General features: G+C 62.8%; 22 protein-coding genes. 19 read left to right on the top strand and 3 right to left on the bottom strand.

Going from position 1 to position 22319, the window contains the following annotated elements:
• Both ACIIOY_RS10120 and ACIIOY_RS10115 read left to right on the top strand, forming a co-directional pair.
• The coding region (locus ACIIOY_RS10120; protein ID WP_411034526.1) for a hypothetical protein at positions 1 to 464 on the top strand (464 nt) is incomplete at its 5' end.
• A gap of 17 nt (positions 465 to 481) precedes the next feature.
• A complete protein-coding gene (locus ACIIOY_RS10115; RefSeq protein ID WP_411034525.1) occupies positions 482 to 1558 on the top strand; it encodes a calcium:cation antiporter in 1077 nt (358 codons plus the stop codon).
• Between the two features lie 58 nt (positions 1559 to 1616).
• On the opposite strand, the gene tmpB is transcribed toward ACIIOY_RS10115, so the two are convergent.
• Positions 1617 to 2216, bottom strand: coding sequence for a (R)-1-hydroxy-2-trimethylaminoethylphosphonate oxygenase (tmpB, locus tag ACIIOY_RS10110; RefSeq protein WP_411034524.1), 600 nt, complete (start codon positions 2214 to 2216; stop codon positions 1617 to 1619).
• Entirely contained in the window at positions 2216 to 3367 is a 1152-nt protein-coding gene (gene tmpA, locus ACIIOY_RS10105; protein WP_411034523.1) for a 2-trimethylaminoethylphosphonate dioxygenase, read from the bottom strand. Before tmpA ends, tmpB begins: the two co-directional genes overlap by 1 nt.
• 100 nt (positions 3368 to 3467) lie before the next feature.
• Between tmpA and ACIIOY_RS10100 the strand changes: the two genes are divergently transcribed.
• From ACIIOY_RS10100 to ACIIOY_RS10045, 12 genes are all read left to right on the top strand, one after another.
• Positions 3468 to 4361, top strand: a complete 894-nt coding sequence (locus tag ACIIOY_RS10100; RefSeq protein WP_411034522.1) for a LysR family transcriptional regulator — start codon at positions 3468 to 3470, stop codon at positions 4359 to 4361.
• Positions 4362 to 4642: 281 nt separating this feature from the next.
• Complete coding sequence (locus ACIIOY_RS10095) at positions 4643 to 5887, top strand: ABC transporter substrate-binding protein (protein WP_411034521.1); 1245 nt, start codon at positions 4643 to 4645, stop codon at positions 5885 to 5887.
• A 106-nt stretch (positions 5888 to 5993) separates the two neighbouring features.
• Positions 5994 to 7022 carry a carbohydrate ABC transporter permease gene (locus ACIIOY_RS10090; RefSeq protein ID WP_411034520.1) on the top strand — a complete coding sequence of 343 codons (1029 nt, stop codon included), beginning with the start codon at positions 5994 to 5996 and terminating at the stop codon, positions 7020 to 7022.
• 12 nt (positions 7023 to 7034) lie between these two features.
• Entirely contained in the window at positions 7035 to 7916 is an 882-nt protein-coding gene (locus ACIIOY_RS10085) for a carbohydrate ABC transporter permease (protein WP_411034519.1), read from the top strand.
• A 6-nt stretch (positions 7917 to 7922) separates the two neighbouring features.
• Positions 7923 to 8987: an ABC transporter ATP-binding protein gene (locus tag ACIIOY_RS10080; protein WP_411034518.1), complete on the top strand. Its 1065-nt coding sequence runs from the start codon at positions 7923 to 7925 to the stop codon at positions 8985 to 8987.
• A 12-nt stretch (positions 8988 to 8999) separates the two neighbouring features.
• Positions 9000 to 10310 (top strand): histidinol dehydrogenase, encoded by a 1311-nt coding sequence (hisD, locus tag ACIIOY_RS10075; RefSeq protein WP_411034517.1) that lies wholly within the window; start codon positions 9000 to 9002, stop codon positions 10308 to 10310.
• Positions 10310 to 11074, top strand: coding sequence for an SDR family NAD(P)-dependent oxidoreductase (locus ACIIOY_RS10070; protein ID WP_411034516.1), 765 nt, complete (start codon positions 10310 to 10312; stop codon positions 11072 to 11074). The genes hisD (ACIIOY_RS10075) and ACIIOY_RS10070 overlap by 1 nt, the downstream gene beginning before the upstream one ends.
• A complete protein-coding gene (locus ACIIOY_RS10065) occupies positions 11074 to 12102 on the top strand; it encodes a LacI family DNA-binding transcriptional regulator (protein WP_411034515.1) in 1029 nt (342 codons plus the stop codon). The genes ACIIOY_RS10070 and ACIIOY_RS10065 overlap by 1 nt, the downstream gene beginning before the upstream one ends.
• 74 nt (positions 12103 to 12176) lie before the next feature.
• Entirely contained in the window at positions 12177 to 13148 is a 972-nt protein-coding gene (locus ACIIOY_RS10060; protein ID WP_411034514.1) for a cupin domain-containing protein, read from the top strand.
• A gap of 85 nt (positions 13149 to 13233) precedes the next feature.
• A complete protein-coding gene (locus ACIIOY_RS10055) occupies positions 13234 to 13929 on the top strand; it encodes an RraA family protein (RefSeq protein WP_411034513.1) in 696 nt (231 codons plus the stop codon).
• A gap of 12 nt (positions 13930 to 13941) precedes the next feature.
• Entirely contained in the window at positions 13942 to 14121 is a 180-nt protein-coding gene (locus ACIIOY_RS10050; protein ID WP_411034512.1) for a hypothetical protein, read from the top strand.
• A complete protein-coding gene (locus ACIIOY_RS10045; RefSeq protein WP_411034511.1) occupies positions 14118 to 15488 on the top strand; it encodes an amidase in 1371 nt (456 codons plus the stop codon). Before ACIIOY_RS10050 ends, ACIIOY_RS10045 begins: the two co-directional genes overlap by 4 nt.
• Positions 15489 to 15584: 96 nt before the next feature.
• Here ACIIOY_RS10045 and hisD (ACIIOY_RS10040) read toward each other — a convergent pair whose 3' ends face one another.
• Positions 15585 to 16859, bottom strand: coding sequence for a histidinol dehydrogenase (gene hisD / locus ACIIOY_RS10040; RefSeq protein ID WP_411034536.1), 1275 nt, complete (start codon positions 16857 to 16859; stop codon positions 15585 to 15587).
• 117 nt (positions 16860 to 16976) lie between these two features.
• Between hisD (ACIIOY_RS10040) and ACIIOY_RS10035 the strand changes: the two genes are divergently transcribed.
• The 5 genes from ACIIOY_RS10035 to ACIIOY_RS10015 all read left to right on the top strand — a co-directional run bounded on the left by ACIIOY_RS10035 (position 16977) and on the right by ACIIOY_RS10015 (position 21954).
• The gene (locus ACIIOY_RS10035) at positions 16977 to 17843 is read left to right on the top strand and encodes an alpha/beta fold hydrolase (protein WP_411034510.1); all 867 of its coding nucleotides are present in this window, start codon (positions 16977 to 16979) and stop codon (positions 17841 to 17843) included.
• Positions 17844 to 17872: 29 nt separating this feature from the next.
• Positions 17873 to 19030 (top strand): nuclear transport factor 2 family protein, encoded by a 1158-nt coding sequence (locus tag ACIIOY_RS10030; RefSeq protein WP_411034509.1) that lies wholly within the window; start codon positions 17873 to 17875, stop codon positions 19028 to 19030.
• 326 nt (positions 19031 to 19356) lie between these two features.
• Entirely contained in the window at positions 19357 to 20184 is an 828-nt protein-coding gene (locus ACIIOY_RS10025; RefSeq protein ID WP_411034508.1) for a transporter substrate-binding domain-containing protein, read from the top strand.
• A 40-nt stretch (positions 20185 to 20224) separates the two neighbouring features.
• Entirely contained in the window at positions 20225 to 21034 is an 810-nt protein-coding gene (locus ACIIOY_RS10020) for an amino acid ABC transporter permease (RefSeq protein WP_411034507.1), read from the top strand.
• A complete protein-coding gene (locus tag ACIIOY_RS10015) occupies positions 21031 to 21954 on the top strand; it encodes a homocysteine S-methyltransferase family protein (protein WP_411034506.1) in 924 nt (307 codons plus the stop codon). Before ACIIOY_RS10020 ends, ACIIOY_RS10015 begins: the two co-directional genes overlap by 4 nt.
• The last annotated feature ends 365 nt before the right edge of the window (positions 21955 to 22319 follow it).

The raw sequence follows: 22319 nt of genomic DNA, 5'->3' as shown, positions 1-22319 counted from the left end.
GGTGGAGCAGCCCGGTAGCTCGTCAGGCTCATAACCTGAAGGCCGCAGGTTCAAATCCTGCCCCCGCAACCAGCCTCATCGAACAGGCCCCGTTGGAAACCCAACGGGGCTTTCGTGTTTCTATCCTCCAGATCCTTGGCGGTAAAAACCGCAAAGTCGATCTTCTCCTTCTGATTCTTGCGCTTGCCGCCCCCACGAAGAATATCCGCCGTCGCCGGCGGCTGCCGCTTACCCTTTTCCCTTTCCGAATAGAGCCTTTCTCCTTCAATCCTTTCCCTTGGCCCATTCCGTTGGGTCTTTTTGCTTTTTGGCGTTTGTGCGTCGGCCCCAGCAATCCGTATGTCCACCACCTGCTGCGCGAGCGCGGCTGCGACGAGGCGCAGGGCAATTTCATCTCGTCGCCTCGCCGCCCGTCGATCGGCGGCCATGCAGGGCGGCCACGCCCGGCAGCCAATGGAGAATAGGGTTGGATGGCCATCGATTGTCCGAGGTTGGCCTGCCGAGCGCCTCCCTGCTGGCGGCGGCGCTTGCCGTTCTCGAACCGCGTTTCAATCCGTCTTCCGGCCTGCTCGGCCATGTGCTGGAGGCTGTCGCCCTCTTCCTGATTCCCGCCACGGTGCTCGTCGTGGTCCATCATGCCGAAGCCGTGGCGCACCGTGTCGGGGAACCGTTCGGTACTCTCGTTCTCACGCTGGCGGTAACGGCCATCGAGGCATCCGTCATCGTTTCCATGATGCTGGACCACACCGGCAATCCGACATTGGCTAGGGAATCGATATTTTCCACGGTGATGGTCGTGTGCGCGGGTGTCATCGGCATCTGCCTGACGCTCGGAGGATGGCGACATGTGCACCAAGACATCAAGCGGCAGGGCACGAGCGCATTCCTCTCCATGCTCATCGCTCTGGCCGGCTTCATACTTGTGCTTCCGAACTTCACGGTAGGCGGTGGGTCGGGCGGCCTTGCTCCGATCCAGCTCGCGTTCATCGCCACGCTTGCCTTCCTGCTTTATATCAGCTTCCTTGTCGCGCAGGCCAGACGGCACAGGGACGACTTCATCAGCGACGGAGCCGCTGCGGCGCATCCCGCTCCGCCGGAACGCAGCCTCATATACAGTGTCGTTTTGCTGTTGGCCGGTCTGATCGGCGTCGTGGTGCTGACCGAAAGGGTGGCCATCGCGATCGAAGAGCGCCTCATCGACATGCAGATCGGACAGGCCGATGCAATCATCGGCGCTCTAGTCGCCACCATCGTGCTGATGCCGGAATCGATAGCCGCCATCAAAGCGGCTATGCGGAACGAACTGCAACGGAGCTTGAATATCGCGCTGGGCTCGGCCTGCGCCACCATCGGCCTCACCGTTCCGGTGGTCAGTGCCGTCAATCTCTTCGTGGGAGGGGAACTGATCCTTGGCCTGGTTCCTCGCGATATGGTTCTTCTCACGATAGCGTTGGCGACCTGCGTTGTCAGCTTTACCACCGGGCGCACGACAGTCCTGACCGACCTTGTCCATCTTGTCGTTTTCCTAGCCTATCTTCTTCTCATCGCGGTGCCTTAGGTATATCTGGTGCCCGGCGAAGATGCCCGGCTTCGTTGCGCGTGAGAGGCCGCCGGGTTCAGGCAGCCGTCCTTTTGCAATGCGCATCGACGATACGCTGCACCATTGATGCATAATGGGCGAAACCGGGTGTATCCATGCCTGCCATCTTGCCCGCGTCATCCAGGTGACGAACACGGACGATCTCCTTCACATTGGGATTGCGCTCGAATTCCCTGACCTCTTCGGGATTCATTGGCCCGCCTTGAAGTTTCAGCGAATGGATGGAGGCTGCCGACAACTGCCCGAAATAAGCGGGATCGGTCGCGCAGATGTAACGCTTTGCGGCGACGTGATAGCGCACACAATCGACGACCAGGCGCGGGAAGAACCGTTCCAGCACCGCCGCACCGGCCTCCTCATGATGCTTGTCATGCGTGTCGTCCATCGAGAACGTCCCGAACTCACTGGTGAAGTGGCCGATGTCGTGCAGCAGCGCGGCAACGATGATGATCTCCGGTTCGCCCTGCTGTTCGGCGAGATAGGCGCCCTGCAACATGTGCTCGGCCATGGTTACCGGTTCGCCAAGATACTCCTCGCCGCCGCGACGCTCGAAGATGTCAGCCAGAAACGCAACGATCGTTTCGGGTGTCAACGTATCGGGATTGGGTTTTGTCATCAGGCCGCCCTCCGGTCTTGACGCTCGATCGCCGCGAGCGTCGAGCGCAACCCGTCCTTGTCGGCGTAGCAGCCTTGCAGCCATCGCGAGCCGGCACCGGAATAACCTTTTCGTGCGTGCAGAACGCGCGTGTTGTCGACGATGAAGGATTCACCGGGAGACAGCTTGAACGTGACCTCCATGGACGTGTCGTCGATGATCTCGCCCAGGCGGCGGTAAGCTGCGTAGTAATCAGCCATGTCTTCGAACGGGACGTCGGTGATCGCTGCGGCAGAACGGTTGTTGAAGCGAATGCCGACAAGCTCGCCGTCCGGCGCAAGCTCGATCATGGGTCGGCGCGACTGGAGGCAGACGCCGGAGCTTCCGGAGTATTCGAAACGCGCGCAGTAGCGGGTCAGAAGCTCGAAGCCGCGCAGGCTCTCGTCGCGCAGACGCTCGGCGGCTCGAAAGCCGTCCACCACCATGTTCTCGCCGCCCTCGGCCGAATTCTCCAGACAGTAGAGTATCTGCAGCGTCGGCACAGGGTCGCGATAGGGGTTGTCGGTGTGCGCCTGCAAGCCCAGGCCCGTGTAGGCCAGGTTGGAGGGGTTCACCTCGGTGCGTACCTCGAAATGGCGACCGTAATTGGTTTCGCGGACATAGCCGAAAAGGTCCGCCACCTTGAACAGTGCCCCGCTCTCGACCGGACCGCCAGTAAGCTTGCCGAAGCCGAAGCGGCGCACGCCGTATAGCCACGCAGCGAGCGCCTTCCGATCGCGGCTCACCGCAGCGAAATCGCCGATGGGGATTCGCGTGCCGAGCGTCGCGTCCCACGTTTCGATTTCAGGCGCGGTCCAGCCGACGATACGGTCGTGGGTGCTGTCATAAGCATGATCGGCAAGCCAAGCGAGATCAAAGGCGATGGTCTTGCCTTCCGGCTGGAATGCGACATGCAGGAGCCCTTCCTCAGCATGCGCAGCCGCAATCCGCGTGCTGGCGGGGATGTCGCCGAGCGTAATGAGCCGCTGCCCATTGCCCGGTGCGCGCGTCGCATCGTCCCAAGCGTTGTCGCGCAGCCAGATGGCATGGAAACGTTGCCGCCCTCTGCCTGGCAGATCGAGGGCAAGCGCCTCGCCGTCATCCAAGATTTCGATCGGGATCTTTCCTGACATAGGTGGCTCCTCGGTAGACGATGATTAATGGCCTGGAACTTGACACGGCCCCGACATAAGTACAAACAACCATATTCGATAACATGACCTCATTTATCTTATGGCTGAGATCCCACAGCACCTGCCGTCACTCGAATGGATCCGCGTCTTTGAAGCGGCTGCCCGGCTGGGCAGTTTCACGGCCGCCGCCAATGAGCTGGGGCTGACACAGGCGGCGGTCAGCCAACGCGTCAGGAACCTGGAGCTCCATCTCGGCACCCAGCTCTTTAACCGCCAGCCGCGCGGCGTCATTCTTTCCACGCAAGGCGAAGCCTGGTTGCCGCATGTGCAGGCCGCGTTGACGCAGTTGCTGCACAGCGCCGCCAACCTGTTCGAGCAGCCGCGACGCAAGATCACCATCGCCGCCTCCGGCTCGGTGATCGAGCTTTGGATCGTTCCGCGCCTCGGTGAGATTGCTCGCCGGCTTCCGCACGTGCAGCTTTCGTTGGAGACCATCCAGCATCTGCCGGACTATGAACGCCTGGAGGCTGATTTCGAGATCCGCTTCGGCACAGGAAACTGGCCCGGACGCGAGGCAAAGCAGCTTTTCGTCGAGGAACTGACACCGCTGGCATCGCCGATCTTGCTCCGCGATCCATCACGATCCTGGCATGACCAACCGCGTATCGCCACATCCGGTCCGAGAGCCGGCTGGCGTGATTGGTCGACCGAAAAGGGCGAGCCACCACCGCCCGTGCCGACGTTGCGCTTTGATACGTTCGTTCAGTCGCTGAGGGCAGCCGAGGCGGGAGCGGGTGTCTTGCTGGCGTCTTTGGCATTGTGCGTTGATGCGGTCGAATCCGGTAGGCTCCGACGTTTGACGGAGAAAACGCTGCGTATGGAAGGTGGGTACTGGATCACCTGGCCACGCAATCGGCCGCCTTTCGCCGAGCGAGCGCAATTGATCGAGTGCCTCGCCGCTCCCAACGGGAATGACAATCGTGTAGCAGGGTAGAGGTGGTCACCAGCGGGGTCTGATTGTCCAAGACCAAGCTGATGGAATGACCGCGAATGTCGACGACGCCACCCGCTGCGGCTTGGCCGCTGCGGCGCGTTCCTCCAGATTCCGCGCCAGGCTATGGCCTCTAGGCAAAAGAATTCTGCATACGCTTGCGAAATTGCTTGCATACGTATGCAAAATGTCTATCATGATCGCAATAGGACGCTGTCAAAAGGCGTGGGAGCAACGCGGTGTCGTCTTCACGTCGGCGTGCCGCCAACAAAGAAAGTGGGAACATGACAAAATCGATACTGCTTGCATCCGCCGCCCTGATGTTGGCTGGCCTCGTCTCCATCGCGCCCGCCCGGGCGGATTGCGGCATCGAGAAGGGCTCCGTGCGCATCCTCTCCAACGACTTCGAGGCCTTGCGTCTCGTTGGCGCTGAGGCGGCGAAGTGTGCCTCCGCGACGGTCAAGGTCGGTATGAACCAGACGACCGAACACAAGAACCTCCAGGTGCCGGCGTTCAAGATCAGTCCGGCCGAATATACCGTCGCCGTCATCGCCAACAATTCCATCGTGCCGCTTCTGAACGAGGGCTTGCTGCGCCCTCTCGACGATCTTGTCGCCAAATATGGCCAGGATCTTCAGCCGACGCAGTTGATCAAGCTCGACGGCAAGGTGATGGCGATCGCGTTCATGGGCAATTCGCAGCATTTGTTCTTCCGAAAGGACATTCTGGAAAAGACAGGGCTCCAGCAGCCGAAATCCTATGAGGAAATTCTCGCGGCCGCCAAGGCGATCAAGGAGAAGGGCCTGATGGAGTATCCGCTTGCCGCTGCCGACAAGGCCGGCTGGGATCTCGCGGCGGAATTCGTCAATATGTATCTCGGCTATGGCGGGGAGCTTTTCAGAATGGGGTCGGCGTCAGCGGCGATCAACAACGAGAAGGGCATAGCCACGCTGAACACGATGAAGGCGATGACCGAATACATGAACCCCGACTACATGACCTATAATGCCGATGAGATCGTCAAGGTTTATATCGCCGGCAAGACGGCGATCATCAATGGCTGGGGCTCGCTGGCGAGCAGCGTGATCGATCCGGCAAAGACGCCGGCCGAGATCGCCGACAATACCATTCTGGCAGCGGCTCCCACGGTCGGCGGCGGTACGACGCCGGCGGCCGCCCTCTGGTGGGACGGCTTCTCGATCGCCAAGAACATTTCCGACGAGGATGCCGAAGCCTCGTTCCGCGCCATGGTCTACGCCATTCGGCCAGAGGTCGGGCAGAAGAACTCGAGCGTTGCGACCTGGCTCACCAAGGGCTACCAACCCAGCCCGGCTGCGGTCGGCGTGCTGGAAACCGCCAATGGCGGCGCAAAGCCCTATCCGATGATGCCCTATATGGGCCTGCTGCATTCCGCGCTTGGCGCGGAGCTCGCCGAATTCATGCAGGGCCGCGAAAGTGCGCAGAAGGCGCTGGAGGACGTCGAGGCGTCCTATGCGGCAGCGGCCCGCGAAGGCGGCTTTCTGAAGTGAGGCGCTCGGGAAGTGCCGGGCCTTTGGCGCTTCCCGGTCCTCGTCAAAATTGTCCCGCATCCTTCGGGATCCATGCAACACGGAATCTTGAGCTAGGAGAAGGCGCATGCCGCACAGGGCTTTCTTTGCCTTCATCATGCCGTCACTCGTGGCGATGCTGCTCTTCATAGCCTTGCCGATCGTCTCGGTCGCGGTGCAGTCTCTCTATGTCCAGCACGAGCGGGTGGTGACCGAGGTCGAGACCTGCGCGCCTTTTGCCGGCTGCACCAAGGAGACGCGCGTCGACGCGGAAGCAACGGAGAAACTGCGCCATGAGGAGCCGCTCGGCCGCTTCAACGGATTTGGCACCTATCTCGATCGCAACCACCTGGCCCTGACCGAAATCGGCGCGATTCTCTCCGGCAATTCCGGTTTCGCCGATGCCGCCGCACGCATCTACAACCTGCCATTCTACCGGGCACTCGCCTTCACGCTCACCTATACGTTCGTGGTGACGCCGCTCGCCATGCTGCTTGGCTTCTGCATCGCGCTCGGGGTGAATGCCATTCCGCCCTTCTACAAGGGGCCGGTCATCTTCTTCTCGCTTCTGCCGATGATCGTGACGCCGCTGGTGGGCGCGCTCATCGTCTATTGGATGGCGTCCTCGCAGGGCATTCTCGGCGCCACCTTGCAAGCGCTCCTCAACGATCCGACGCTTTCGCTGAAATCGTCGGCCGGGCTCACGTGGATCACGCTCCTCGTCTATGGCATCTGGCACAATGCGCCGTTCTCCTTCGTCGTGTTCTATGCGGGCCTGCAGACCGTGCCGCACGATACGCTGGAATCGGCAATGATCGACGGCGCCAACCGCTGGGAGCGCGTCCGCTTCGTGGTGATCCCGCATCTCATGCCGCTCGCCACCTTTGTCGCGCTGGTGCAGCTGATGGACAATTTCCGGGTCTTCGAACCGATCGTCGGCTTCAGTGCGGAAGCCAACGCCACCTCGCTGTCCTGGTTGATCTTCAACGACCTGCGCGGCCAGGTCGACCAGCTCTTCGGCTCGGCGGCGGCAACGTCCATGCTGACCATCATCGGCGTCATCATTCTCCTGTCGCCGGTGCTGGTACGCACCTGGCGTGAATTCAACCGTCGATGAGAGGGCCGCGCGATGATGGTCAAAACACGCAGACAGCCCCTGCCCCTGGCAGTGCTTTCCACCGGCTTCGTGCTCCTTTGGGTGTTCACGGCGGCCTTCCCCTTCATCTGGACAGTCTGGGGGTCGTTCAAGGTCGAGCAGGACTTCTTCTCGCGTGATAGCTGGTGGTTCGCCGTCGAAGGCACGCGCACCATCGCGCAGACGGGCTCCGCCTTCACGGGCGAGGGGTATTACGGCGCCTGGGTGCTGCGTGATTTCTTCTCCTCGGTAATCAATACGGTCATCGTAACCGTGTCGGTGGTCGTCGTGTCGCTTACCTTCGGCACGCTCGGCGGCTATGCACTGGCGCGCTCTGGCTACCGCTATACGTTCTGGCTCCTGATGCTGGCGCTCGTCTTCCGTGCCATGCCGCATATCACGCTGGTCTCGGGCTACCTGTTGCCGTTCTTCGAGATGAACATCTGGGGTTACATGCCGACCGCCATCATCGTGCTGGTCGCCATCAACCAGCCGTTCACGCTTTGGATGCTGCACTCGTTCTTCCTGTCGATCCCCAAGGACCTAGACGAGAGCGCGATGGTCGACGGGTGCTCGCGCTTCCAGGCCTTCCGTCTGGTGGTGATACCGGTCATGTGGCCGGGCGTGATCACCACGGGCCTGTTCTCGTTTCTGCTCGCCTATAACGACTTCGCCGTGACCGCGATGCTCCTCTCCCAGCCCAACCAGACCATGGTGCCGAAGATCGCGAGCTTCCTCGGCACGATCCAGCAGGAGGGCAACGTCATGTTCGCCGTTGCCGCCGTCGTCTCCGCGACCGCGCCGCTCTTCGTGCTGGTCATGTTCTTCCAACGTCAGATCGTCAGCGGGCTTACCGCCGGCGCCGTGAAGGGATAATCGCAAATGGCTGAAATCCGTCTGAAGAACGTATCGAAGCGTTGGCACAATTTCGTCGGGGTCGACAATTTCAACCTCGATATCGGTGACCAGGAATTCATAGTGCTGCTAGGCCCCTCCGGCTGCGGCAAGACGACGACGATGCGCATGATCGCCGGGCTGGAGGAGATCAGCGAAGGCGAAGTCTGGCTCGGCGACCGCATGGTCAACGAGCTGGAGCCGAAGGACCGTGACATCTCGATGGTGTTCCAGAGCTACGGCCTCTATCCAAATATGACCGTCTACGAGAACATCCGCTTCCCGCTTCGCGTGCGAAAAGTGCCGAAGGAGTTGCATCACGAGAAGGTCATGCAGGCCGCGCGCATGGTGGAGCTTGTCGATTTCCTCGAGCGCCGGCCGGCCGCCTTGTCCGGTGGCCAGCGCCAGCGCGTGGCGCTCGGCCGCGCCATCGTGCGCCAGCCGGCGGCCTTTCTGATGGACGAACCGCTCTCCAACCTCGATGCAAAGCTGCGCGTCTCGACCCGTGCACAGATCAAGAATCTGCAGCACACGCTGAAAGTCACGACGATCTACGTGACGCACGACCAGATCGAGGCGATGACCCTTGCTGACCGGGTCGTGGTGATGAACAGGGGCCTCGTCCAGCAAGTCGGTACGCCGACGGAAATCTACGACAAGCCCGCCAACACCTTCGTCGCCTCCTTCATCGGCTCGCCGGCGATGAACCTCGTTTCCGGCGATATCGAGAACGGCATTTTCCGCGGGCCCGGCATCACGATCGGCGGTCTCCAGGGCAATGTGAAAGGACCGGTGACGCTCGGTTTTCGCGCGGAGGATGCGACGCTCGTTTCCGAAGGCGGCGAGCTCGGCGCTGACGTCTATTCGATGGAACTGCTCGGTGAGGCGACGATGGCGAGTTTCCGCATCGGCGACCAGCTCGTCTCCATCAAGTCCGGCAAGGAGTACCGCGCCGAAATAGGCGATCTCGTGCATGCCGCCATCCCCGCGTCGATCTGTCATCTGTTCGACAGCGAGACGGGCGTCCGGATCGCTCAGCCACAGGGCAACTAAGGAAAGACACTTATGACCGTTACCTATCTCAAACGCGGCAAACCCGAGGCGCAACGCTCGGAGGACGATGCCAAGGTTCGTGCCGTGGTCGAGGCGACGCTGAAAGACATCGAGACGCGCGGTGATGCGGCCGTGCGCGAGCTTTCGGAAAAGTTCGACAAGTTCTCCCCGCCGTCCTTCCGGCTCACCCCGTCCGAGATCGAGGCGGCGATCGCCAAGGTATCGGCGCGCGACATGGCCGACATCGACTTCGCCCAGACGCAGATCCGCCGCTTCGCCGAGGCGCAGCGTGCCTCGATGACCGATATCGAGGTGGAGACCATGCCTGGCGTGATCCTTGGCCACCGCAACATTCCGGTGCAGTCGGTTGGTTGCTATGTACCCGGCGGCAAGTTCCCGATGGTGGCATCCGCCCATATGTCGGTGCTGACGGCGTCGGTCGCGGGCGTGCCGCGCATCGTTGCCTCGGCCCCGCCCCAGAAGGGTGAGCCGCATCCGGCGATCGTCGCCGCCATGCATAAGGCCGGTGCGCACGAAATCTACGTGCTCGGCGGAATGCAGGCGGTCGGTGCCATGGCGCTCGGCACCGAGACGATCAAGCCGGTCGACATGCTGGTCGGCCCCGGCAACGCCTTCGTGGCGGAAGCCAAACGCCAGCTCTACGGCCGCGTCGGCATCGACCTCTTCGCCGGTCCGACCGAGACGATGGTGATCGCCGACGAGACGGTGGACGCTGAAATGTGTGCGACGGATCTTCTAGGGCAGGCCGAGCACGGTTACAATTCGCCGGCGGTGCTGTTGACCAACTCGCACAAGCTCGCAGCCGCCACCCTGGCGGAGATCGACCGGCTCCTCTCGATCCTGCCGACGACGGAAACCGCAAGCGCCTCATGGCGCGACTATGGCGAGGTCATCGTCTGCGACACCTATGAGGAGATGCTGGATGTCGCCAACGACATCGCCTCCGAGCACGTCCAGGTGATGACCGACCGCGACGACTGGTTCCTGGAAAACATGCATTCCTATGGCGCGCTGTTTCTCGGCCCCCGCACGAATGTCGCCAACGGCGACAAGGTGATCGGGACAAACCATACGTTGCCGACCAAGAAAGCGGGACGCTACACGGGCGGTCTCTGGGTCGGAAAGTTCCTGAAGACCCATTCCTACCAGAAGGTGATGACCGACGCGGCGGCGGCCGAAGTCGGCGCCTATTGCTCGCGGCTGTGCCTGCTCGAAGGCTTCGTCGGCCATGCCGAGCAGGCCAATGTGCGCGTGCGCCGTTATGGCGGCCGCAACATCCCCTATGGTGGAGCGGCCGCGTGATGGAAAAGCCACGCACGCCCTCCTTTCGCCTCGACGGCAAACGCGCGCTGGTGGCCGGGGCATCGTCCGGCATCGGCTTCGGCTGCGCGGTTGCCCTCGCAGAGGCGGGCGCGCATGTCGTGCTTTCGGCTCGCTCGGCGGAAAGACTCAACGAGGCGGTGGCGTCGGTCTGCGCCGGGGGGGGTTCCGCGGAGGCCCTGGTGATGGATGTCGCCGACGTGGAGGCGACAGAGGCGGCGGTGGCTACACAAGAACCTTTCCATGTGCTGGTCAACAGTGCGGGCATCGCTCGCCATGGCCCGGCCGTGGCGACGACTCCCATCGATTTCGACGCCGTCTTCGATCTCAACGTACGCGGCGCCTACTTCCTCACCCGTGCCGTGGCGAAGCGGTTGATCGCGGCGGGCGAACCGGGCTCGCTGATCAACGTTTCCTCGCAGATGGCCCATGTCGGTGGCATCGACCGAGCTGTCTACGCCGCCACCAAACACGCCGTCGAGGGTTTCACCAAGTCGATGGCGATCGAATGGGGGCCGAAGGGCATCCGGGTCAACACGGTCTGCCCCACCTTCATCCGCACGCCGCTCACCGAGCAGACGTTCTCCAATCCGGAACGAGTGCAGTGGATAACGCAGAAAATCAAGCTCGGGCGCATCGGTCGCGTGGAAGACATTATGGCCGCCGTCACCTATCTTGCCAGCGATGCCGCGGCGATGGTGACGGGAACGGCGCTGATGGTTGATGGGGGGTGGACAGCGGACTGATGGCAAACGAGAAGGTCACATCGAACGATGTCGCGCGCTTTGCGGGGGTGAGCCAATCGGCCGTCTCGCGCTATTTCACACCGGGAACGTCCGTTTCCAAGAAGACGGCGGAAAAGATCCGCGCGGCGGCGGAAAAACTCGGCTACCGGCCGAACGTGCTCGCCCGCTCGCTCATCACCGGCCGCAGCCGTATCATCGGCCTCGTCGTCGCCTACCTCGAAAACTATTTCTATCCGGAAGTCGTCGAGCGCCTGTCGAGAGCGCTGCAGGATCAGGGCTATCACGTGCTGGTCTTCATCTCCTCGATCGCGTCGGAAAGCGTCGACCAGATCACGCAGGAGATCCTCGACTACCAAGTGGATGGCATCGTCCTCGCCTCGGCCAACATGTCGTCGGAGCTTGCCGCCCGCTGCCATGCCTCGGGCGTGCCTATCGTGCTGTTCAACCGCTTGCAAGACGACGTGCGGCTGTCCGCCGTCACCTCCGACAACCGTGCCGGCGGCCATGCGCTTGCCAAGCTCCTGGTCTCTCTCGGTCACACCCGCTGCGGCTATATCGCCGGGTTCGAGGGTGCTTCGACGCAGCGAGACCGCGAACAGGGGTTTTGCGAAGGGCTGGCCGAGGCGGGGCTTTCGTTGTTTGCGCGCGAGGTCGGCAATTTCCGCTATGAGGAGGCGCAGGCGGCCGCGCGCCGCATGTTCGCCCGGGCGGATTACCCCGATGCCGTCTTCGTCTGCAACGACCACATGGCGTTTGCCGTGATGGACGTGCTGCGCTTCGAGCTCGGGCTTCGCATTCCCGAAGACGTTTCGGTCGTCGGCTTCGACGATGTGCCGCCGGCACGCTGGCCGGCCTACAATTTGACGACGTTCCGCCAGAACGTCGACGACATGGTCGCGGAGACGGTGGCGACCCTCATGCAGAGCATCAAGGACGGCGAGAGCGCCGCGCGCCGCGTCGTCCTCGACGGCGAACTCGTCCTGCGCGGCTCGACTGCTCAGAAGGCTCCGACAGAAAAGATACGCTAATTGCCGCTCCCACGCGGGGGGGGGGGGGTGAAACTTGTCCGAAACCATTTTGCATACGTATGAAAGGTTGAAAAATGCATATCTCCCAGACGGAAATGGAAAAACGCATCGTTCGCTACGGCGAATTGAAGCCCTGTCGCACTGCCTTCATCGACGCCCACACGCCGGGCTCGAACAGCAAGGAGAACTTCACCATCATTGGCGGCGGGGTTTCGGAAAGTCCCGACCAGCATGTCCATATCAAGGATACGCCCGGCTTCAACATCGGGGCGGCTGGTCAGCCGCCCAAATGCCGCAACTCGTTGCACTCGCACCGCACGGCCGAAGTTTTCTTCGTCCTCAAGGGCCGGTGGCGCTTCTTCTGGGGCCGCTGGGGCAATGCCGGTGAAGTGGTGCTGGAAGAGGGCGACATCTTCAATATCCCGACCGGCATTTTCCGCGGCTTCGAGAATATCGGCACGGATTACGGGATGATCATGGCCATACTCGGCGGCGACGATGCCGGCGGCGGCGTCATCTGGGCGCCGCAGGTGATCGAGGACGCCAAGGACCATGGCTTGGTGCTCGGTGAGAACGGCAAGCTCTATGACACCAAGAAAGGCCAGGCGCTGCCGGAGGGCATCAAGCCGATGCCGCTTCTGACGGATGAGGAACTGAAGGCTTTCCCGGAGACGCCGGTAAGCGAGGTCGTGCGCGACTATGTTGCCCGCTACTGGGACCTGATGGCGCTGGCGCAGAAGGCGCCGGCCCGGGTGATCGGCGAGAATGCCCTTCTACGCGACAAGCCGGGTTTCGAGGTCGAGCTGCTCACCCGCGGTTCGATCCCGGAAGAGGCGTATGTGAACGAGCGTCACGAAGTGCTGATGGTCATGCGCGGCCATTGGAAGCTTTGCTGGGAGGGCGGTGAATCCGTGTTGGCGCCGGGCGATACCTGCGCGGTTCCTCCCGGCCTTCCGCACAGCCTCGCGCCTTCGATGACCGGCGAGGCGAGCCTCTACCGCGTCGTCGCCACCGGCGACAAGGCCGGCCTGACCTGGCGGGGGTGACCCTGAAGAAGTGGTCGCGCGAAGGCGCCCACGCGGGGGCGGCAGCGATGCCGCTCCTTTCCCAGCAGATTTCGGAGGACAGACCTTGGACGACACACTTCTTGCCCTGCTGCGCGCGGTCGACACGCCTACCGTCTGCAATGCTATCGAGGTGGCCGAGGGCAAGCGCGGCTTCAACGCGTTCACCCGCGGCACGGTGCTCAGCTCGGTGCCCGCAGGCCCGGCGATCGTCGGCTACGCGCGCACGGCGAAGATCGCAGCCGCAGCCCCTCCGGCGGAGAGCCCGGCCGTCATCCGCGCGCGTCGCATGGATTACTACCGCTACATGGCGGGCGGCCCGTCACCTTCGCTCGCCGTCATCGAGGATACCGATTTCCCCCATTGCGTCGGCGCCTTCTGGGGCGAGATCAACGCGACGGTGCATCGCGGGTTCGGCCTTTCCGGTGTGCTGACCAACGGCGTGATGCGTGACCTCGGTGACCTGCCGGATAATTTTCCGATAATCGCCGGCTCGATCGGCCCGAGCCATGCCTTCGTGCATGTCGAGGCGATCGACGTGCCCGTCACGGTCTTCGGCCTGACGGTGGCGTCAGGCGATCTCGTGCACGCGGACCGCCACGGCGCCGTCGTCGTACCGGCGGCGATGATTTCCATGCTTGCGACGTCGATCGAAAAACTACGGGCCACCGAAAAGCTTATCCTGGAACCCGCTCGACAACCGGGCTTCGATCTCGCAAAGTTCGAAGCAGCTTGGGACCTGTTCGAGGCGGCCCGGACCTGACGGGAGCATATGATGACACAGGCTGAAGCACGTCCGACCCTTGCCGCCATTCGTGAACAGGCGCGCGCCTGCGGCATCACAATCGCTGCCGAGCGCGAGGAATTCGTGCTGGCCGATGCGCAGCATCTTGATGAGGCGGCGCGGCGGCTGGACAGGATCGCGAAGATCGAAGAGCCGAAAGAACCGGAATGACGGAGAATGCCGCCGACCTGACGATCCCCGAGGCAGCGGCGCGGCTTCGCAATGCAAGCCTGACCTCCGTGGCGCTGACGGAGGCGCATCTCGAGCGCATCGCGGAGCGGGACGGCGCCTACCACGCCTTCCTGCACGTCGCTGCCGAAAGCGCGCTTGTTGCGGCCGCTCGGGCAGATGCCGCGCTGGCGAGTGGCGAGGATCTCGGCCTGCTGCATGGCATACCCGTAGCGGTGAAGGATCTCTTCGACACGGCGGACATGCCAACGACCTATGGTTCGGACCTATATGCCGGCCATATTGCGGCCGAGGATGCCGAGGTGGTGAGCCGGCTGAGGGCCGCTGGCGCAGTGCTGCTCGGCAAGCTCGAAACCTACGAATTCGCAATGGTCGGGCCGGTCTTCGACCGGGCGTTTCCGCCCGCCGCGAATCCCTGGAATGTCGGCTGTGCCACCGGCGGCTCGTCGTCTGGCTCGGCCGCGGCGGTGGCCGGCGGGCTGGTTCGCACGACGATCGGCTCGGATACAGGCGGTTCCGTTCGCAGCCCGGCCGCCTATTGCGGTGCCGTCGGCTTCAAGCCGACCTATGACCGCATTTCGGCGCGCGGCGCCTTTCCGCTGTCGCCAAGCCTCGATCATGTGGGCCTTGTCAGTGCCTCCGTCGCCGAGGCGGCTGTCACCTTCGATGCCATCGCCGATCCAGCTCCACATGCGCCGGCTACGTCGCGCATCGGCATGCCGCTGGCCGGGCTGCGCATCGGTTATGCCCGCGACTGGTTTGCCGGTGATCCGCAAACCCTGCCGGCGCTGCTCGACGCTATCGACGGGGCCGCGTCTCAACTATCGTTGCTCGGAGCGCGGATCGAGGAGGTGACACTGCCGGACGTCGCGGATTTCGAGGCGATCGGCGCGGTCATCATCCATGCGGAAGCCTTCGAGGTCCATCGACGTCAGCTGGCCGCCTCGGGCGAGCGCTACAGCCGCAAGGTCTTCCAGAACATCGTTTCCGGCCTCTGCCTGACACCGGACGATCTTGCCCGCGCCCGCCAAGCCGCAGCGCGTCTGAGGGCCTGGCTGGATCGCGCAGTCTTCTCCCACATCGATGCGATCCTGACGGCGACGACGCTGACACCGGCGATTCCCTTCGCCGATTTTGCCGGAGATGCGGCGAGGTGGACGCCGATGCGCACCATCGCCTTCAACGTCACGGGCCATCCGGCACTCTCGGTGCCCTGCGGCTTTGCAGACGGCCTGCCGCTCGGCCTTCAACTCGTCGGCAAGGCAGGGGACGAGGCGACGGTTTGTCAGATCGGCCATGCCTATGAGCAGGCAAGCGACTTTGCGGCTTCAAAGCCGCCACGACCCTGACGGCGGATATCCGCCCCGATATGGCTCCTCGGCCGAAGGCCGAGGATGACTTCGCGTATGGAATGGAACTGCCCGCCGTTGCGGGGAGCGCAAAACTCAAGCCGAAAATTTCTGCAGCCGGTCGAGCCGGAGCTGTGCCGCGCGGCGATGGCCTTCCAGGCTTTCGCTGGCGCTCTGGCGGGCAGCGGGCGGGGCGACAGCGGCAACGCCGCGCTCGTCCAGCCACTGGTGGGTGGCTATTTTGACGTAGGCACCGACCCAGAGTCCGCCTGTATAGCGCCCCGCCCCCATGGTCGGCAGAGTATGGTTGGTGCCGCAGCACTTGTCGGAATAGACGACGCTGGCGAGCTCGCCGATGAACAACGAGCCGTAGTTACGCAGCTTCTTCGCCGTGGCCTGCGGGTCCAGTGTGTGGACCTGAAGATGTTCGGCGGCGATATGGTCGGAATAGGCGATCATGGCCGCCTCGTCGTCACACAGGACGATCTCGCCATAATCGCGCCAAGCCTGTCCGGCGACGGCGGCGGTCGAAAGATCCTGCAACTGAAGCTCGACTTCCGCAAGCGTGGCCTGGGCGAGCGCGCGGTCCGTGGTGATGAGACCCACGCGGGTGCGTACGTCGTGTTCTGCCTGTGCGAGCAGGTCGGTGGCGATCATCACGGCATCGCCGGTCTTGTCGGCCACGATGAAGATTTCCGAAGGCCCGGCAAGCTGGTCGATGCCGACGGGGCCGAAAACCTGGCGTTTTGCTTCGTTGACGAAGGCGTTGCCAGGGCCGACGATCTTGTTCACCGCCGGCACGGTCTCGGTCCCATAGGCCATTGCGGCGATCGCCTGGGCTCCGCCGATGCGGAAGATACGGTCGGCGCCGGACAGGTGGCAGCCGGCGATCATCGCCCGGTGCGCATTCGGCGGCAGGCAGGCGATCACCTCGTCGCAGCCGGCGACCTTCGCCGGCACGATGGTCATGATCGGCGCGGAAAGCAACGGATATCGCCCGCCCGGCACATAACAACCGACGCGCTCGATCGGGATCACCCTGTGGCCCAGATGCAGGCCGGGCCGAAGCTCGATCTCGAGCGGGAGTATGGTGGCAAGCTGCGCCTCGGCGAATTTGCGGACATTGCCGATGGCGAATTCCGTGTCGGCGCGGGTCTGCGGGTCGAGTTCGGCAAGCGCCGCCTCGCGTTCCTCCGGCGTCACCTCGAAGGCGGCGAGCTTGGCCTTGTCAAATTTCATTGAATAGTCGCTTACGGCGGCATCGCCCCGTTCGCGCACATCGGCGATGATCTGCGCAACCAATGCCTCCACCGACGTGCTGTCGTCGATCGAGTTGCGTTCGGGCGCCTTCACGTATTGGACGCCCTTCATCGGCGCGTGCTTCATGATCATGGCGTATCTCTCCACTGAGCTTGATGGTCCGGCACACCTTTCCCGTCGGCGGAACCAAAGCGGTTCTGCCGGTAGAACGCATCCCGGGCGTTCGAAATGATCGAGCACAAACCTATTGCATACGTATTCAAAATCTGCCAGTCTTTTTTCCAACACGGCGTCACAATCTCATTCTGTCCCGGTTTTCGGGCAGGTGGAGAGGGTGCTTGCAGCGTGCGAAATCCCTTGGGACGCCTGACGATGACCGCCAACGCCATGCCGAACGACCCGCGCCCCCCGCTCCTGCTCCTGCCGGGAACGGCCTGCGACCGCAGGGTCTTTGTGCCGTTGATAGAAAGGCTCGGCGACTATCCGGTGCTGATCGGCGAAATGGGCGGTGTCGAGACGATGCCTGACCTGGCGGAAACCATCCTTGCCGCCGCGCCGCCCTATTTCTTCCTCGCCGGCTTTTCACTGGGCGGCATCTGCGCGCTGGAAATGGTCGCCCGCCAGCCGCATCGGATCGGCAGGCTCGCCTTGATCGATACGACGGCGCGGCCCGATACGCCGACCAATGCCGCGGTTCGGCGCAAGGCGGTCGCCGATGCGCGGACAAACGGCATGGATGGCTTCATCCTCGATACCTGGCCGCGACTGGTGGCGTCGGTCAATGTCGATAACGCAGCGCTGCGCGACACGATCCTCGCCATGGCGCGAGATTGTGGACCGGAGCGGCTGGCGCAGCAGGCAGAGATGGCCATCCATCGAAAAGACAGCCGGCCTCGACTTGCCGCTATCACGCAGCCGACGCTGGTGCTGGCAGGCGTCGAGGAGCAGGTCTGCCCGTTCGAGGCGCAGTGCGAGATCGCAGCCGGCATTCCCGACGCAAGACTTCACCTCATCGCGGATGCGGGGCATTTCTCGCCGCTGGAAAATCCGCAGGCCATGGCGCTCCATCTCGGACGCTGGCTTGCCTTATCGTAAACCCGAAAGATTGAACGAAAGGACATGTCATGAGCGAGGACGACGCCAAGGGTTCCAAATCCGCGGTGCAAAGCCAGCGTAAGGAACCGGTGGAACAGGTGTTGCAGGTCGAGCGCCGCGACTATACCGAGCTTGCGCCTGCCGACCGCCCGCGCAGCCAGTCGCTGGAGGGGTTCGACGAGATCTACACCGACATCGTCGACTACATCGTGCGTTGCACTCACAGGATCTGGGACGAGCGCGACATCGGCCTGATCTATTCGCACTACACTCACAACTGTGTGCTCTATGGCACCCTCGGCACGATCTACAACCGCGAGGACGTAGTGCGTGACACGATCCAGCGCCTCGTCTCGCTGCCTGAGAGACGCGGCATGGCGACCCAGGTTCTGTGGCGCGGCAACGACGTCGAGGGGTTCTATACCTCGCATCTCGTCACCGGTTCCGGCCGGCACACGCAGTTCGGTCACTACGGTCCCCCGACGGGGCGCACCTTCGTCTCGCGCACGATCGCCGACTGCATGATCCATCGCAACAAGATCTATCGCGAGTGGGTGGTGGCTGATACGATGGCGATCATCAAGCAGCTAGGCCTCGATCCGCACGCCTTCGCCGGCAAACTCGCCAGATCGTCCTTCGACAAGGGGCTCGTCTCGCTCGATATCGGCGAGAACCGCCGCCTGCTTGGCCAGTATCCTCCGGAAGCCGAAGCCGACGTCTCGATCGCCCATAACGACATCGAGGCACATACTTTGCGCTGGCTGCACACCATGTTCAACGGACGCATGTTCGGCCGTATCAAGGATGTCTATGCACCAACCTGCCAGTATCACGGGCCGCTGATGAAGGAGCTTTACGGTGTGGCCGCCGTCACCCACCAGCATCTTGGCCTGATCGGCTCGATCCCGGATGCGTGCTTCACCGTACAGCACATCTGCTCCAACCCCTGCGAGGAAGGTGGCACGAAGGTCGCGGTACGCTGGCTGATGGAAGGCCATCACCTCGGCTATGGCATCTTGCAGGAGCTCGGCGAGCCGACCGGCGCGCGCCTCCAGGTCATGGGCATAACCCACTACCACTACAAGGACGGCAGGATAGTCGACGAGTGGACCGTCTATGACGAGCTGTCGCTGCTGGTGCAGGTCAAACTTGCCGCCCTGGCCCGCGACGCGGACAGCATCGAGTAGATTTAACCGCCTATGAAACGGATTGGCTGCCAACCCTTGCGCCGGCCGGATTGTCGGCGCGAGTTGAAAGAGGTGTTCTCGATCAGATCACCTGAACCGCAATTTAGTCCGCGACCCAGCTTCGGTGCCGGCAAGGAGCGGCCAGGCCGGATATCAAACAGGAAAGCAGACATTGCGTACGCCGCTATCGTTGCGCGACTTCGATCCTGGAGTCCGGCCGCATTCCGCAAAGAATCTTAAAATACATAATTATTATAGAATTAATAATCTACTTGCGCGGCGCGCGCCGCGATAGGCTTGGCCATCCTGATAGCTGGAGGCCAACCATGTCGAAACCGTTCAAGACCGCCGTCGCCGCGGTCCTGGCATTTGCCTATCTCGCCACGCCTGCCCTGTCCGGGGAAGTGCTCGACCGCGTCAAGGAGAAGGGCGAGGTCGTCAACGCCATTGTCAACGACTACCCGCCTTTCGCCTTCATCAACGACAAGAACGAACTGGACGGGTTCGACGTCGACGTCGCCAGGGCCTTCGCCGAAAGGCTCGGCGTGAAGCTGCGCCTCGAGACACCCGGTTGGGAGACGATCATCGGCGGCCGGTGGGCGGGCCGCTGGGATATCGCCATCACCTCCTCCACGCCGACGGAGGAACGGGCGAAGGTCGTCAATTTTCCGGTGAATTACTACAGCGTTCCCGCGGTCCTGGTCGTCCACAAGGACGAGCAGGCGATCAGGTCCGCGGCGGACCTGACGGGCAAGAAGGTCGGCGTCGGCACGGGGTCCTCCTATGAAGCCTATGTCAACAGGAACTTCACGATCCCCGGCCAGGCCACGATCACCTTTCCGTTCGGCGAGGTGCAGGCGGTGCCGAACGATGAAACCGTCAATTTCCAGAACCTCGCGCTCGGCGCGGGTGTGCGTCTCGACGCCATCGTCGCCTCGCTCGGTACGGCGCAGGGCCAGATCGACGCGACGGGCAAGCTGAAGCTTGCCGGCGAGCCCCTCTTTGCCGAGCCGAATGCCGTCGTCACCGACAAGGGCGATCCGGAATGGGACGCCGAGATCAAGCGGGTGATCACCGAGCTCAAGAATGACGGCACGCTCGCGAAGATCTCGGAGAAGTGGTTCAAGGTCGATATCACCAAATATGCATTCTGACGTCCGCCTTCCCGCCTTGCGGCAATCCGCCGGTTCCCGGTTGCGGCTTTTCCGGACCGGGCCGGCGGGCTTTCGGCTGCGCGTCCAGCTGACCTGGCTGGCGCTGCTGACGTTGCTCCTTCTTCTTTTCTACAATCTCGGCCTGGATTTCGGCCTGATCGGGCAGAAGCTGCCCTTCATGCTGGGGCTCCGTCTCGCGCCTGACGGTTTCATCCAGGGTGTGGCGCTCACCCTGCTGATCACGGTCATCTCCATGGCCGTTTCGCTGGTAGTGGCGATCCTGACGGCGCTCGGCCGGCTGTCGTCCAATGCGCTGGCCTTCGGTGTCGCGACCTTCTATGCGTCGTTCTTCCGCGGCACGCCGCTGCTCGTGCAGGTCCTGATCATCTATCTCGCGCTGCCGCAGTTCGGCGTGGTCCTGTCGGGACTTGCGTCCGGTATCCTTGCGCTCTCGCTGAACTATGGCGCCTATCTAGCCGAGACGATCCGGGCGGGCATCCTCTCCGTGCCACGCGGGCAGGGGGAGGCGGCGATGGCGCTCGGGCTGGGGCGCGGCGTCATCGCCTTCAAGATCATCGCGCCGCAGGCGATGCGCATCATCATTCCGCCGGCCGGCGGGCATTTCATTTCGATGCTGAAAGATTCCTCCCTCGTCTCCATCATGGGTCTTTGGGAACTGAATTTTCTGGCGCAATCCTACGGCCGGGCCACTTATCATTATATGGAAATGCTGCTGACGGCAGCGGCGATCTACTGGTTCCTGTCGATCGGCCTCGAGATCGTGCAGAATCGCCTCGAACGGCATTTCGGTCGCGCTTTCGCCGCTGACCGGCAGGGAGGAGCAAAATGACGCTGAACCACCCGTCCTTCACCATTCTCGACGGCGGTATGGGCCGTCTGCTCGAAAGGCTCGGCGCGCCCTTCCGCCTGCCGGAATGGTCCGCGCTCTCGCTGATCGAGGCGCCGGACTACGTCACGCAGGCGCACCAGGCCTATGTCGATAGCGGCGCTGACATCATCACCACCAATTCCTACGGCCTCGTGCCCCACATGCTGGGCGAGAAGCGCTTTGCCGCCGAGGGCCGCGCTCTCGCCGATCGCGCCGGCCGCCTTGCGCGCGCGGTCGCCGATGCCGCGGGCCGCCGCGTGCTGGTTGCAGGCTCGCTGCCTCCGCCGTTCGAGAGCTATCGGCCGGAACGGTTTCATGCGGACGGCGCGCCGCGCATCATCGCAAGTCTCGTCGCCGGCCTGCGGCCACATGTCGACCTGTGGCTGATCGAGACGCAGAGTTCGACTGCGGAAGGCCTGACGGCGCTTTCGGCCGTGATCGGCGACGGCAAGCCGGTCTTTGTCTCCTATACGCTGAAGGATGAGGACGGCCGCACGGGACCAGCCGAGCTGCGCTCCGGCGAGCCGGTGGACGAGGCCGTGCGCAAGACGCTCGCCGCAGGAGCAGGCGGCGTCTTCTTCAATTGCAGCCAGCCGGAGGTGATGGGGGAGGCCGTGCGTATCGCCCGCCGGACGGTGAACGAGGCCGGAGCATCCGCAGCGATCGGGGTCTATGCCAACGCCTTTGCGCCGGAGCCGCCGTCCGATACGCCCTATGCCGGCATTTCCGACATTCGCGCTGATCTCGACCCGGCAAACTACTTGAAATGGATCGAGAGCTGGCTCGGCGACGGCGCCTGCGTCGTCGGCGGCTGCTGCGGCATCGGACCGGAACATATCGATGCCATCCGGACACTTCGAGAAGTACGCAAAGCGCCTTGATGTATGGGGGTGCCGTGCGTGATATGCTCGAAACGTTGCGGTGGGCAAATAGCTGCGAAGCCGGTGGACCTTGGCGAAGAATGTGGCAAATCGGAAACTGGAAGAATGCTATTCGGCCAAAACGTTAGCGCCCGGATATCAGTCTCGCTACCCGCTCCATAGTCATTGAAGCCCATTTGGTCGGGGACTATCTGTTGCTTGCTATTAGTTATTTTTCACGAGAATGTGATGTTGGTATTTTTGTTGGTATTTTGGGCTGGCTATTTATGGTAATTAATTGAAATTTATCTGTTATATCCTCCAGTATGGCTGATGCCCCCGCAACCAGCCTCATCGAACAGGCCCCGTTGGAACCCCAACGGGGC

This window comes from Shinella agrisoli, from assembly GCF_046557955.1.
Taxonomy (GTDB): domain Bacteria; phylum Pseudomonadota; class Alphaproteobacteria; order Rhizobiales; family Rhizobiaceae; genus Shinella.
The sequence above is the reverse complement of the archived record's forward strand: the minus strand, read 5'-3'. Positions and strand labels throughout refer to the sequence as shown.

Excerpts from the sequence above, each read along its gene's own strand:
- tmpB (WP_411034524.1), bottom strand. The coding sequence starts at position 2,216 with ATGACAAAACCCAATCCCGATACGTTGACACCCGAAACGATCGTTGCG.
- tmpA (WP_411034523.1), bottom strand. The coding sequence starts at position 3,367 with ATGTCAGGAAAGATCCCGATCGAAATCTTGGATGACGGCGAGGCGCTT.
- ACIIOY_RS10100 (WP_411034522.1), top strand. The coding sequence starts at position 3,468 with ATGGCTGAGATCCCACAGCACCTGCCGTCACTCGAATGGATCCGCGTC.
- ACIIOY_RS10095 (WP_411034521.1), top strand. The coding sequence starts at position 4,643 with ATGACAAAATCGATACTGCTTGCATCCGCCGCCCTGATGTTGGCTGGC.
- ACIIOY_RS10090 (WP_411034520.1), top strand. The coding sequence starts at position 5,994 with ATGCCGCACAGGGCTTTCTTTGCCTTCATCATGCCGTCACTCGTGGCG.
- ACIIOY_RS10085 (WP_411034519.1), top strand. The coding sequence starts at position 7,035 with ATGATGGTCAAAACACGCAGACAGCCCCTGCCCCTGGCAGTGCTTTCC.
- ACIIOY_RS10080 (WP_411034518.1), top strand. The coding sequence starts at position 7,923 with ATGGCTGAAATCCGTCTGAAGAACGTATCGAAGCGTTGGCACAATTTC.
- hisD (WP_411034517.1), top strand. The coding sequence starts at position 9,000 with ATGACCGTTACCTATCTCAAACGCGGCAAACCCGAGGCGCAACGCTCG.
- ACIIOY_RS10070 (WP_411034516.1), top strand. The coding sequence starts at position 10,310 with ATGGAAAAGCCACGCACGCCCTCCTTTCGCCTCGACGGCAAACGCGCG.
- ACIIOY_RS10065 (WP_411034515.1), top strand. The coding sequence starts at position 11,074 with ATGGCAAACGAGAAGGTCACATCGAACGATGTCGCGCGCTTTGCGGGG.
- ACIIOY_RS10060 (WP_411034514.1), top strand. The coding sequence starts at position 12,177 with ATGCATATCTCCCAGACGGAAATGGAAAAACGCATCGTTCGCTACGGC.
- ACIIOY_RS10050 (WP_411034512.1), top strand. The coding sequence starts at position 13,942 with ATGACACAGGCTGAAGCACGTCCGACCCTTGCCGCCATTCGTGAACAG.
- ACIIOY_RS10045 (WP_411034511.1), top strand. The coding sequence starts at position 14,118 with ATGACGGAGAATGCCGCCGACCTGACGATCCCCGAGGCAGCGGCGCGG.
- hisD (WP_411034536.1), bottom strand. The coding sequence starts at position 16,859 with ATGAAGGGCGTCCAATACGTGAAGGCGCCCGAACGCAACTCGATCGAC.
- ACIIOY_RS10035 (WP_411034510.1), top strand. The coding sequence starts at position 16,977 with ATGATCGAGCACAAACCTATTGCATACGTATTCAAAATCTGCCAGTCT.
- ACIIOY_RS10030 (WP_411034509.1), top strand. The coding sequence starts at position 17,873 with ATGAGCGAGGACGACGCCAAGGGTTCCAAATCCGCGGTGCAAAGCCAG.
- ACIIOY_RS10025 (WP_411034508.1), top strand. The coding sequence starts at position 19,357 with ATGTCGAAACCGTTCAAGACCGCCGTCGCCGCGGTCCTGGCATTTGCC.
- ACIIOY_RS10015 (WP_411034506.1), top strand. The coding sequence starts at position 21,031 with ATGACGCTGAACCACCCGTCCTTCACCATTCTCGACGGCGGTATGGGC.